Origin of the sequence: Shewanella sp. SM23 (genome assembly GCF_025654295.1) — a bacterium.
Taxonomy (GTDB): Bacteria; Pseudomonadota; Gammaproteobacteria; order Enterobacterales; family Shewanellaceae; genus Shewanella; species Shewanella oncorhynchi.
The window spans coordinates 1-12,224 of record NZ_JAKKRM010000035.1 but is presented as its reverse complement, the minus strand read 5'-3'; the positions used below and the strand labels follow the sequence as shown (position 1 = coordinate 12,224).

10 protein-coding genes and 4 pseudogenes are annotated in these 12,224 nt (G+C 43.4%); 7 read left to right on the top strand and 7 right to left on the bottom strand.

The genetic code is table 11. The features are described 5' to 3' along the window. The 6 genes and pseudogenes from L5L98_RS21885 to L5L98_RS21860 all read left to right on the top strand — a co-directional run. A pseudogene (locus tag L5L98_RS21885) lies at positions 1-340 on the top strand (IS4 family transposase); the annotation flags it as partial. A 325-nt stretch (positions 341-665) separates the two neighbouring features. Further along, the gene (locus tag L5L98_RS21880; RefSeq protein ID WP_263143517.1) at positions 666-1,262 is read left to right on the top strand and encodes a hypothetical protein; all 597 of its coding nucleotides are present in this window, start codon (positions 666-668) and stop codon (positions 1,260-1,262) included. After that, complete coding sequence (locus L5L98_RS21875) at positions 1,262-2,389, top strand: hypothetical protein (RefSeq protein WP_263143514.1); 1,128 nt, start codon at positions 1,262-1,264, stop codon at positions 2,387-2,389. Before L5L98_RS21880 ends, L5L98_RS21875 begins: the two co-directional genes overlap by 1 nt. A 222-nt stretch (positions 2,390-2,611) precedes the next feature. Further along, the gene (locus L5L98_RS21870) at positions 2,612-2,947 is read left to right on the top strand and encodes a type II toxin-antitoxin system RelE/ParE family toxin (RefSeq protein WP_411568961.1); all 336 of its coding nucleotides are present in this window, start codon (positions 2,612-2,614) and stop codon (positions 2,945-2,947) included. Continuing rightward, positions 2,944-3,231, top strand: a complete 288-nt coding sequence (nadS, locus tag L5L98_RS21865) for a NadS family protein (RefSeq protein ID WP_011074394.1) — start codon at positions 2,944-2,946, stop codon at positions 3,229-3,231. Before L5L98_RS21870 ends, nadS begins: the two co-directional genes overlap by 4 nt. Positions 3,232-3,463: 232 nt before the next feature. Next, the gene (locus L5L98_RS21860) at positions 3,464-4,240 is read left to right on the top strand and encodes a hypothetical protein (protein ID WP_263143512.1); all 777 of its coding nucleotides are present in this window, start codon (positions 3,464-3,466) and stop codon (positions 4,238-4,240) included. A 3-nt stretch (positions 4,241-4,243) separates the two neighbouring features. Here L5L98_RS21860 and L5L98_RS21855 read toward each other — a convergent pair. Next, positions 4,244-5,427, bottom strand: a protein-coding gene (locus tag L5L98_RS21855) for an IS3 family transposase (protein WP_155730205.1) whose coding sequence is annotated in 2 segments (ribosomal slippage) — positions 4,244-5,169 and positions 5,169-5,427 — 1,185 coding nt in all. Because the reading frame shifts where the segments join, the coding sequence is not laid out codon by codon here. A 219-nt stretch (positions 5,428-5,646) separates the two neighbouring features. Here L5L98_RS21855 and L5L98_RS21850 point away from each other — a divergent pair. Continuing rightward, on the top strand, positions 5,647-6,246 hold the full coding sequence (locus L5L98_RS21850) for a hypothetical protein (RefSeq protein WP_263143508.1): 600 nt from the start codon (positions 5,647-5,649) through the stop codon (positions 6,244-6,246). 574 nt (positions 6,247-6,820) lie between these two features. Here the strand turns inward: L5L98_RS21850 and L5L98_RS21845 are convergent. The 6 genes and pseudogenes from L5L98_RS21845 to L5L98_RS21825 form a co-directional block, all read right to left on the bottom strand. Further along, entirely contained in the window at positions 6,821-7,657 is an 837-nt protein-coding gene (locus tag L5L98_RS21845; RefSeq protein ID WP_411569161.1) for an IS110 family transposase, read from the bottom strand. A gap of 144 nt (positions 7,658-7,801) precedes the next feature. Beyond that, a complete protein-coding gene (locus L5L98_RS21840; RefSeq protein WP_263143504.1) occupies positions 7,802-10,918 on the bottom strand; it encodes a M9 family metallopeptidase in 3,117 nt (1,038 codons plus the stop codon). A 207-nt stretch (positions 10,919-11,125) separates the two neighbouring features. Continuing rightward, a pseudogene (locus L5L98_RS21835) lies at positions 11,126-11,325 on the bottom strand (IS110 family transposase); the annotation flags it as partial. 30 nt (positions 11,326-11,355) lie between these two features. Continuing rightward, on the bottom strand, positions 11,356-11,547 hold the full coding sequence (locus L5L98_RS21830) for a hypothetical protein (protein ID WP_263143502.1): 192 nt from the start codon (positions 11,545-11,547) through the stop codon (positions 11,356-11,358). Beyond that, positions 11,510-11,830, bottom strand: a pseudogene (locus L5L98_RS22465) (ISAs1 family transposase); the annotation flags it as partial. The gene L5L98_RS21830 and the pseudogene L5L98_RS22465, both read right to left, overlap by 38 nt. A 117-nt stretch (positions 11,831-11,947) precedes the next feature. Further along, a pseudogene (locus L5L98_RS21825) lies at positions 11,948-12,224 on the bottom strand (transposase); the annotation flags it as partial.

Below are 12,224 nucleotides of genomic sequence, written 5' to 3'. Positions count from 1 at the left end.
TCTGGAGCGGATGATTGTGATTCTGGCATTTATCGCCACACGTATCCAGCAACTGCGTTGTTACGCAGGCCAAGCTGAACAAGCGAAAAAACGGCCTTGCGATAGCCTGTTAAGCCCATTGGCCTGGAAGTTGTTATGGCTAAAGACGGAAAAAAGCCAACCGCCCGAACAAGTCCCCAGTGTGCATTGGGCTTATCTAAGATTAGGAAAACTCGCGGGCTGGAATGACAGCAAACGAAGCGGAATTGTRGGCTGGGAAAGGTTATGGCAAGGATGGTTTAAACTGCAAACCATCCTTGAAGGTTACCAGCTAGCCTTGTCTCTTGAGCAAAAGATGTGATCAAGAGACAGCCTACAGTGGGGCAAAGAGAGCCGCAGGATGACGGGTAATAAAATAGAGATAATTGATAGACTTACCGCTGCTGTTGCCATTTACCACAGCTTGTCACGCCGCCCTAGCAGGCCCAACATCTAGAGTGGCGCCATTATGGTCGGTTCTAACTCAGATGAACTTTGAGAGACAGATCAAACAGTATAAAAAACCGCTTCCGCAAAAAAGCAAAATTCTATAGCATCATTTATACCAATTGACATGGATGTGGTAGCCGCCAAGTCCAACAAGTGATCTAAGATGTTAGTGCCCCGATTAAATCACGGAGAAATTTATGCACGATTATGCTGTATTTGGACATGATAGATCTGCTATTGGAAGGTGGTTGGGGTTTCTATCTATTGCCCTCTCAGGTGGGATCTCTCAACTATTTGCTATTGCTAGTAATCTAAGTGGCATTGATGCATTTACAAAAGCAACAATTACCACTGGTTTAGTATATTTTTTGCTCCACTGGATATTCAATAAATGGGTATGGAAAATTTCATTTTTTGAAGTGCCAAACATAAATGGGACATGGGAGCTAAAGGGGCAAACGCTAAATGATGATGGGACTACTAAATACGACTGGGAAGGATCTATCGGAATTGAGCAAACTTGGAAGAACATTCAAATACACCTAAAAACAAAAAACAGTCAAAGCGTAAGTTATACGGCAACGCTTTCTAAGCGATTCGGTCCAACAGGTGGCTGGCTTCTCTCATATAGTTATAAAAATGAGCCAGAAATAGAGCAGAGCCACGAATTAAATTCTCATAAAGGTTACTGCGAAGTTGAATTTAATAAAGAACTTACAGTTGGCAAAGCCTCCTATTTCAATAGTGCAGGAAGAAAGACATTTGGTGTAATGAATTTAAAAAGGGTTAAATAATGATTGATTTTGAAAAGCGATTGAAATCGCTAAAAGAGCGCAGACAAGGAACTCGTGAACGAGCTATTTATGAGTCTATGGAATCTTTGTCTGCCAACAATGCAATACAGCGTGGAGTCGATGTCAGGAAATCAGAATCATTTGAAAGCCTGAATGAAGTCGCTGGTGTCAAATACACAATAGGCGCAATGGCCGCTGTTGAACCTGCATCTACTAAGGTATCTATTAGCGAGGGTAATCGAGTTGCTGACAGTCTTATGAACAGCTTGCAGAATAGTGGTGAAACAGTCACAAAACGGCTTCAAGGCTCAGTGGCTTTAGATATTCATATTAAAGGGCATTCCGATGTTGATATGCTGATTATTGTTACTAATCCTGTAAATATTGAACTTCCGAAGGTTAATCCAAATAGATACTCTCCAGCAACAGATCCTAGAAATTTAATTGATATTGTTAAAGATGTGAGGTCAAAATCAGAACGTATTCTGCCCGTTAATTTTCCCAAAGCAGAAGTGGATATTTCTGGGAATAAGTCAATTGCTTTAGAAGGTGGAAGCTTGAAACGGAAGGTTGATATTGTTCCTGCCATTTGGTTTGATACAACAAAATATCAGCGTTCAGACCAAGAAAGCGACCGAGGTATTAAAATATATCATAAGTCAAATCATGAATTTCATCTTAATTATCCGTTTACCCACATAAAAATGATAAATGATAAAGATTCATTGTACGCTGGAAATTTGAAATCCGTAATCAGACTATTAAAGAACATGATTGCTGATATGCCTGACTACAAAAAGAGAACTGTGAAAAGTTTGAGTAGCTATGATTTGGCCGCAATCGCATTTCATATGAATGCAGATTTAAATGTACCTAGCTACATGAAGTTGGCGCTTGTGGAGAAAACTCGAGCGCATTTAGCTTTTCTTAATTCTGTAAAAGCTTATCGTGATACTCTCAATGTTCCTGATGGTAGCCGAAAAATATTTAATGAAGAAAATAAGACTGAAGCATTAGAAATTCTTACAAATGAAGTTTCAGACTTAGCTAAAGCAATTTATGAGGAACTCCGTCCTTTTAGTACGGGTTATGATGCAAATGTCATCCTCAATAAGTCAGTCTTTTAGCCCTAACAAACGCATGTTGATACTGGTTTTCCGCTGCGCTCCAAATCAGCCGCAAATGCGGGCGTTGTCAAAAATGAGCGAGTGAATCACTCTAATACAGAGTGATTCAATAAAGCAGTCTTGACGAGTGTGTGGTATCAAAAAAATGGCAAATAACGCTGTGTTGATTACCATATTCTTAAGGTGTACAATGTACACCTTGGGGTATAAGGATTTTAATTAGTGAGCTATGCTATTGAGTTTGTCGAAACCTCGATCTTTACAAGACAGATCAAGGAACTTGCAACAGATGACGAACTAAAGGATTTGCAAGCAGAGCTTATTGCTCAGCCGGATAAAGGCGATATGATCAAAGGTACAGGTGGCCTACGAAAGGTTAGAATGGCTGTAGGCAACAAAGGGAAGAGTGGCAGTATACGAGTGCTCTATGTCCTTGCTCTGGCCGATAAAATTTACCTGGTGCTCGCTTATCCAAAAGCAGTTAAAGATAGTCTAACTGCGGAAGAAAAGGCCAAATTAAAACTAATCGTTCAATCACTTAAAGGAGAGAGCAAATGAGTATATTTAACGAACTTCAAGCCTCCCTTGAAGAAGCGGTAGAAATTCATCATGGTCTCAAAAAGCCCGCTCGAGTAACTCGTTATGAAGTTGCTGATGTTAAGTCAATCCGTGAAGATCTGCTTAAAGTGACGCAGGCCGAATTTGCTGCCACGATGGGGGTCAGTGTAGACACAGTTAAAAGTTGGGAAGGTAAACGCCGCAATCCTGCAGGATTAGCAGCTAAAGTGCTTGCGACGATTCAGCAAGATCCTAAAATCTACGCAGCCCTTGCCGCTCACTAAAATTATTTAAAGGCCCTTCTTGGGCCTTTAAATTGCCCCTATCTGAATCACTCTTGCCTAGTCTGGTTTGCGGGCTGAACGCCGTCATTTTTGCAGTTTCGGGATAACTAATTTTTGCCCCATTCCGTGTTTCAGCGGATATATACACCATTTATTCACGCTACTCTTTGACTGAGTTTATCTAATAGATTTACTATGAAAAATACGTTTATCAATTCAGTAACAAGTCTAAATGGCAACTATACCTTTAAACGAAATCTACCAACACAAACTTAACTTTCTTATCGGTGCAGGAGCCTCCAGTGGTCTATTTCCGACGCTATGGCTGCCCCTCAAAGACTCAGATGATGAAAAAAAGAACGAAACGATTGAAACGCTCGCAACTAAGCTAGATCAGCTTGGGGATCAGTATAAGAGTCATCACACTTTGCTGTTTATGTACTACTACGAAAACATTATCGAGCCAGTATGTAAGTTTCAGCTGAGTGACATCCATATTCCTCATGATGAAGAATGTACGAACGACGATCAGTGTAAGGTCTGTGAAAAAATAGAACTAAGAAAAGAGACTATCGGAAATTATGAAATTTTCATTGACTCTATCGTAAGGCTGTTACAACAGAAGAGTGACTTTCAAAGACGTTGTAACCTTTTCACTACTAACTACGATGGCTGTGTACCATTAGTAGCAGACAAGATGATTAAGAAAGGGAATCTTGAATTCAACATCAATGACGGATCAAGTGGCTTCCTCGAAAGAACCCTATCAGCACGCAACTTCAATAATTACGTTTGTCAATCAGGGGTATTCGGACGAAACTCATCTGATATACCACAAATCAACTTTATCAATCTGCATGGCTCTGCTTATTGGCGTAAATTAAAGGACACTATCAAGGTAGAATACAATTTCCTTGATACTGCTGTGGTAATTCCAGAAGAAGCTCGCGACAGCCTTAAGCAGCTAAGTGAAATTCTGAATGATGAAACCAAAACAACACAAGTGTAGTGGTCAACTAAATTTGGCCACAGCTTTAGAATCTTCCCAAAATCTTCGCTCTGATTCATTTGGGCTCAATCCTGCATTGTAATGATGTGGCCTGACTTCACAGTAATAACCAATGATGTAATCAGTCACATCTTGTTTAGCTTCGCTAAAACTCTTGTAGCCTTGGGTCGGGATCCATTCCGTTTTTAAACTCCTGAAAAATCGCTCCATTGGCGCATTATCCCAGCAGTTACCGCGACGGCTCATGCTCTGGGTGATTTGATATTTCCACAGCCGTTGACGGTATTTCAGGCTGGTATAATGGCAGCCTTGATCGGAGTGGAATATCAGGTTTTTAGGCTTCCCTCGTGATTCAAATGCCATTTCTAACGCTTTTACCGTTAACTCAGTATCCGGTGAAAATGACATCGCCCAACCAATGGCCTTTCTCGAAAATAAATCCAGCACAACCGCTAAATAGCACCAACGATTACCCGCCCAAATATACGTCACATCGCCGCACCAAACGGTGTTAGGTTCGACAACTGCAAATTGCCGTTTAAGTGCATTAGGGATTGTCACATGCTCATTTTCAGCCTTTTTATAGCGGTGTCTAGGTTGTTGGCAACTCACTAATCCGAGCTTTTTCATTAACCGAGTCGCCCGATAACGACTTAACGTAAAGCCACGTTCAGAGGCGATTGTTGCGATACTTCTCGCCCCTGCAGATTGCTTGCTTTCAGCATGTATTGCTTTGATTTCACATTCTAAACGCCGCTGCTCAGGTGTCACCACAAGCTCACAGCTTGCCCAATAACGGTAGCTACTCCGGTTCACGTTGAATACGTGGCATAACACTGAAATAGGATATTTATTGCTCTGATTGAGTTTCTCGATTATCGAGAATTGTTCAGCGAGTCCGACATCAATAGAGCGGTAGCCTTTTTTAGGATTTCTTTCTCGAGATTAATTCGTTCAATTTCGCGTTTTAGCGCCCTGATTTCAATCTGCTCAGGTGTCATGGGGGAGGCTTTAGGTGCAAGCCCTTGGCGCTCAATCTGAAGCTGTGTTACCCACTTACTGACCGTCGATTTCCCCACGTTCATGGCTTTTGCCGCCGCTTCTTGTGTGTAACCCTGATCAACGACTAATTGAGCGGTTTCGAGCTTAATGGCTGCGCTATATCGAGCACGTTTACTTTTATTCATGTTGTCACCTAAATGGGTTATGAGAGGATCATAACATTTCTTATTAGGTGGCCAAATTCACTATGCCACTACAGATCCTGCGCAGATAAAATTGGCTTGTTGAGAAATGTACTTTCTATCCATCTGGATGATAGTGGGAGTATTAAGTTTGATAATGAGGTTTGGAATACGGTTAGATCTAATTATCAGATATATCTCAAGGGAAATATTCAAAATTATTTGGATGTGAAGAACAAAATTGGTGAGATTATCATTGAGTCAACAACTAAAACCTACGCAATAGCGGATGATTTGCTGGATGTCTTCAAGAACAATGTATTTGTTATATTAACATTCATATTGACAGTGGTTGTTGTCAATGGAGTTAAGGACAACGGGAGTGAAAATATTTTTTCTGGTGTCTACCTAGCAATTGTAATCATACTTTGCCTAGTGTCATCTATGTGGTTAGTAATGACAGCGCATGAGGCTAAAAAACGATTTGAAGCTGCTTCAAGAACAATTAAGGACATCCTAAATCTTAATTACAAAAAGATCATAATGGATAGTGAAATTGATGACTCTGTTGACCCAGTGTTAAAAAGTAATAAAGATTATCTTGATATCCAGATAAAAAGGTATGTTCGGTGGTGGATGGCAACGGCTTCAATTGTTGTTATCTCTTTTGTTATTGGATATCTCACTCTGGGGAAGCCTAAGTCAGCAGACTCAGTAAATGATGTTAATAAAGAGAAGGCCGTTTTAACCTCTCAGAAGGCAGGCGATGCTAAGACGGTAGTAGATACACAGAAGGTAGAAAATACTAAGACGGTAGATTGAGAAGCAATAATTGAAATGTGGGGGCAGTGGAAATGTGGGGTCATTGTAAACTTTAATTGGTACCCATACATTTACTAATCCCACTACCTATTCTTAGACCCTTTGCACTAACTCATTAATGTCCAAAAATGAGCCATTGAATCACTCTAGGAGAGAATGACTCAATGAATCAGACTTACCTAGTCTGGTTCACGCGCGAACGCGATCATTTTTCATGATCTTTGGGCTAACAAATCTTTGCCTCATTCCGTGTTTCAGCTCGTTAGCTTAATCAAAAACTCCCGCTCCTGTTACCATACAAATTCTCGTCTTTTTTCCTAATGTTTGATCCTGCCGTAAATCGCCTAACAATGTATGGGTATACAGTCGTATTTAAATTTAGATATTTTGGGATGATTTGAAGACAAGAACAGTGCGCACTAACAATTCTATATGGTCTGACTGTTATATTCGGTTCTGTAATTGAGCAATGCCATGCGGTGCGAACGGTTTTATTGATTAACGCGACACAAGCACGTTTTATATCCACTCGCCTGACTAAATTGATAAGTCATTGCTGTTTATAGGTTTTTGCCTATACTGGCAGCCTTGATATAACAGAGAGTGCGCCTTGATAGAGGATTGAACGCAGGTATTTATCGCCACCATGCTTATCTATTCCAATCATAACAACCTTACCTCCACTGCTGTGTTGTTTAGGGGTAACACCAACGAAGACAGCCGCATGCTGGCCATTCTTAAAACCTTGACCGTCACCTAAGCAAGCCAGTAAACCGGCTGCACCAATATGACTAACGCCTTCGAGTTTCATCAAGCGTTTACAAGGTTCTGATTGAGTGACCCACTGCTTTAACTGTAACGTTACCGCTTTGTAGTGCTCTTCTGTTGTTTGATATTGTTGCCATAAAATCATGAGCAATGGTTTGATTTGCTCAGGTAAGTCTGTTGATTCTGGCGAAATAAAGTGAGTGATGGCTTGCCTTAATGACTTTTTACCTAACGTGATGATAGCGCCATATTCAAAACACAACGCTCGTATGTGGTTACCCAGTGATGTGATTGTTCGGTCGAACCATTTTCTGCTGATTTGAATCGCTTGAATGTTCTGTTGTGATAGGTCTTTAACCTGGCAGAAAGTCATTCCTAACTGTGTTGATGCGATGGCAATGCCGATAGCATCATTAGCGTCTGTTTTTTGATTGCTGATATAGGGTTTTACTTTTTTAGGTGCCATCCCTTTGACTTCATGTCCAAATGATTGTGCGACTCGAGCCCAGTAGTGAAAGCTAGCACAGCCTTCCATAGCAACGATACAAGGAGGAGAGTTTGCAAGAAGCTCTTTCGTTTTTTGTGGTGACATGGCTTTATTGAATAACAACTCACCATATGGATTCACTTTACAAACTTGAATGACTTTTTTGCAAGGTCGAGAGATATTATTGTAGGCTTACTCATGTATGGACTCCTTTTGTTTTGGTCGACACCAACTTACTACTGTAGGTTGGTGGAGTCCATACATCGAGTTCAGGTTACTTAAGCAATGCGAGTCATCAAACTAGCGTAAATCAACCTGCAGTGCGACTCCCGCACTCTGGGGCTCACTCTGCACTGTGATGTAATACCACCCCACGTTTGGTGCATTGACTGTGATGCTTTCCCGCGTGTTGGCGGGTGTCACAGAGGCTGCATCGAAGTGTTGAGCATTCGCCCAAGTCGTTCCCGAAAATAGGCTAACATCACCACTGCCGTGGGCGGAGTTGATGCTTAGCTGATTCGTTCCCTCTGGTACCCAAAGGTAATAATCGTTGCGCCCATCGGCGGTGCAAATGGCTTTGCCAGCACTGAGTTCACCATAACTTAAAGGTGATTGCGTCGCGCAGGCGTTGGCAATGAGCACCGGATCGGGTGTGTTACTCGTGCCTGTGCTTAAGGTCAGTGTTACGCCGCTAAACTCAGTGGCAGTATCAATCGTGATATAACGCCAGCCACGATTGGCGCTGAAGCTAAGCGATTCTTGATTTCCTGCTTGAGCGCTCTTTGCATCGGCATTATCTGCGTCGGCCCACTGACTGGCATTGAAGTAAATATTGGCATCCCCAGAGCCGCCCTTAGTGGTGACAGTGAACTGGGTATCATCTTCCTCAACCCAGAAGTAGAAGCTGTTACGCCCGCCACTGATGCACTCATTTTTGCCTAGGGTGAGCTTACCGTAATCTAAGGTCGCTGCGCCGCAATTGGCTGGTGGCTCAGGATCCACGCCGCCATCCCCCAGATCGGGGTCGATATCAGCAAATAGCTCAGTGGTGCTGACTTGCATATCAACACCGCCAAAGTCCCCCGATAAGGTAATGTAGTGCCAATACTCGTTGGGGTTTAACTGCACCTTAATCACTTGATAATTACCATTACCGATACCAGCGCCTTGGTTTTGCTCAGGGCTTGCCCAGCCTCTAGAATCGAAATAAATGTCGGCATCTCCCCAACCACCGCCAATCTTGATCCAAAGCTCTTGGGCTGTGCGATCGGTATTGGTGAAGCTGAAACTGGCGCGGCCGAGTTTTGAATCGATACATTCCATCGGCACATCAATTTTCAGGCTGGCCGATTCAGTGTAACGGTAGGCTTCGTTCGTCACTTGGCAAGGTGAGTAATCCTTACTGATAGTGCCTGCTGGTCCTGTCCAGTTGCCTTCGCGGCCACTGGGCTCAGCGTCGACATCACTCGGGCCCTTATCGACTATGCCATCGTCAGCCGTGCTTAAACCACTGGCGAGCCAACCCTGCCATTCGTTATCGTAACGTGTGCCGATATTATCCATAAAGGCTTGATATTCTGCATATTGATCGTTGCGTAGGTAGGCTAGAATCTGTCTCACATCGTCCCTGTGGTGTTCAAACATGAAACGCACCGCTAGATAACCCCAGCGATAGATGCGGTCTTGGCCAGATTCATAGTTGTTTTTGAATATGGTCGATAACATATATTCACCGGTTTCGCCCATGGCAATGGCCGCAGGGTTTGCGTCACGGTAAGAGATGTATTCCGCGAGGCCTTCAATCCACCAAATGGTATTGGCCGAAGTGCCACGACTAAAGTCACCAAACAGGTTATAGCGTCCATCGAGGTAGTGTACGTATTCGTGTTGCAGGTTCCAGACGTGGAAATCTGGCGTGCGCCATTCGGCTTCATAGGCGATAAAACGTGCCTGATTTTTGAGTCCGGCGGGCGAACCTTCTAAATACATGCCGCCATTGTCGGTACTGATACCAAAGATACTGTTGGCTAAAGATTTATACTCAGACGAACTGCCGAAGATCACTAGCTCTAAGTCATCGTTGTTATCCTGCCCCACGGGTTGCATGCCCGTTTCGAGTTTACTGTGGAAATAACTTTCTTGGCTGGTCAGCACATCACAGGCCCATTTGGCTTGATCTTGATAGAGATCTTGGGCGCGGATCTTGAGGCTGTCGGAGCATTTCCAATTAAAAGGTAAAGCATCGGCTTCTAACTGCGCCTTAAAACCACAGATATTGTAATCGTTACAATGGCTGCGATCGTAATAGTCGGCCATTTCAGCCGCCGCGTACCAAAGCACTTTGCTCGGTTCGGTTTTGCTGGTGCTGCTGAGGATGTTTTTGACCAGCTGGGTCACTCGCGGGCGCATGGCGTCAATGTAATACAGCCTAGATAACTCTTTAACTGAGTTGACCAAAAGATACTCTGCATTGGTGCCTAACAAGTCGCGATGTTCGAGTTGGAAGTTATTCAGTGCATCTAAAATCCCTTGATCACGCGCGAACAGCGCCTGCATGTCATCATTCCATTGGGCTCGGAATAAGGTGGTAAACACTGAATTGGCTGCGGCGTTCATGGCGAAACTGGCTTGCCAATTAGCATCATAGTCCGTAAGCACTTTAATAGTGACATGATTAAACTCGGCGCCGAGCTCGGCTGAGTCAATCAGGATTAAGGCTTCTTTTAACACACCAGCATTAGCATCGGAGACAGTCCAAATTGCAGCGTTCGCAAATAAAGCATTAAGGGCAGATTTTAAGCTGACCTTAGCAGCATTGCTGTAAGCAGGCACATCATTTGGGCTGTAAAACTGCACATAAAGGGCGGCACGAATAAAGTAAATATGGGACTCAAGATGCTGAATATCGACCCCAGTGTAGTCCTTTGCTTTAGTGGCAATGGCGTTGGCCACACTGATCACATTGGCCTCGCTAAATAGTGCGGTCGCGCTACTGCCTTTGAGGCTATAGAGTTTACCGACACATTCGGGCGTAGATTGGCTCAGTTCATTGACTAGTGCCTGACCTGATTTCCCAACAAAGTCACTGCAGTCGCTGACTTGCATCGCGGCGCTATGATTCTGCAACTTAAGTGGGGGTTGCTCCGAGACCTCTATCTGACGTTTCTGGCGTGAATGAATCTTAGGCTGCTCTGTCATCGTCGGATCATTGGGGGATGCCATCAATGGCGTCTCCCGCAGTAGCGGTCTATGTGATTCAATTAAGCTAATCGGTGCAGAGGGCGGTGGCGGGACGGGTTGAGCTGGTGAACTGTTTGGTGTGTTGTTGCCTAATGAGGGGCTTGCATGAGTGTTATGGGCAAGAACGGGAGTTGCAATCGCTAAGCTAATTGCTGCGAAGAGTAGTGTGTTTTTCATTGTGTATCCTTAGTTATCTAGTCTGCAAAGCAGATCTTCCTTGGGCGTTATTTGATACGTGTAATACATGCTTGCATGAAATATTATTGAAATCAGCACTGAGGAAAATGGCTATAACTCTGTATTAACTGCAAATAGCACAAATCAAGAATGGGTGGTATTAGTCAATATATCCAGTTTTTAAAAAAATTATCTTCCCTTTATGTTTACCATTCTGGCGGGGATAAGCTTGATGGTATGACCGAGCTTTTCGATAGTACGCCTCCAGTAATTCGCGCTGGGCTTCCATCACCACGAGCGTAGGCTGAGAGTATCGAGTGATAAAGTGCGCTTAATTTTACGATTAAAAGCAATGGTATTGTTAGGGTTAAAGGCCTCAAATCAATGCTGATAAGTTTATAGTGAATATCGGTCACCTCGAGTCAGATTTTGTGCACCTAAATCATGGCACATTTCGATGCCGCGACCGAAGTGACCATCTCAGCACCCATTGACTTGTCAGGGTAAGCATCGAGAATGCTTTTTAAGCCTTTATTATCTAATCCAAATACGCTGAATTTATTGCGGCTAGACGTCTCTTGCGGCGTAGACTTAATTTGCTTTGCTTTGCTTTGCTTTGCTTTGTTCATTTTTCAGTATATTGGTGGTAGCCTGCCGCATTCTTGCTAGATTTTCTGCACTATCACCTCGAGATATCTGGCAAGCATCCTCATTCATCGTTACATCCAGTACCCAATGACCACGATCTGCGTAGGCTAACTCTTCGGCCGATAATATTGCAGAACTGATGTAGTAACGTGTCTGAAGCTTTCCTTCTCCTTTGTGTACCCGATAGCTAATGACTTTGCCAAACGTTTGTATTGTCGGCCATTTAGCATCAATCAGCTCCTTTGGCGCCGCTATAGTTTGGTATTCCCGATATTCTTTCTACTACACTGCGCCTCGATTTGAGTGACGGTTTCTATGAGCTTCAAAGGCCTCTTTTTCGCGCTGATGCAAAGCACTTTGATTACCTTTGACTGCTAACAGGAAGTCAGCACCTTCCCTAAGTGGAATTAGCACTAAAGCGCGTTTTCGACGAACGGCTTCGTGACAGGCTTTTGTGTCGTAAGCACCATCACCCGAGATATTGCGGATTTTTCGATGGGTTTGCTTAAGTAAATTGGGCATCACTTCTGCGTCTGTTACACCTGATAAACTGAGTTCTGCGGCAATAATTTCATGGCTATGTGTATCTACGGCAATATGCAGTTTGCGCCACACTCGGCGCTTTACATCTGTGCCATGTTTCTTCACTTTCCACTCA

Excerpts from the sequence above, each read along its gene's own strand:
- nadS (WP_011074394.1), top strand. The coding sequence starts at position 2,944 with ATGAGTATATTTAACGAACTTCAAGCCTCCCTTGAAGAAGCGGTAGAA.
- L5L98_RS21860 (WP_263143512.1), top strand. The coding sequence starts at position 3,464 with ATGGCAACTATACCTTTAAACGAAATCTACCAACACAAACTTAACTTT.
- L5L98_RS21875 (WP_263143514.1), top strand. The coding sequence starts at position 1,262 with ATGATTGATTTTGAAAAGCGATTGAAATCGCTAAAAGAGCGCAGACAA.
- L5L98_RS21830 (WP_263143502.1), bottom strand. The coding sequence starts at position 11,547 with ATGAACAAAGCAAAGCAAAGCAAAGCAAAGCAAATTAAGTCTACGCCG.
- L5L98_RS21880 (WP_263143517.1), top strand. The coding sequence starts at position 666 with ATGCACGATTATGCTGTATTTGGACATGATAGATCTGCTATTGGAAGG.
- L5L98_RS21840 (WP_263143504.1), bottom strand. The coding sequence starts at position 10,918 with ATGAAAAACACACTACTCTTCGCAGCAATTAGCTTAGCGATTGCAACT.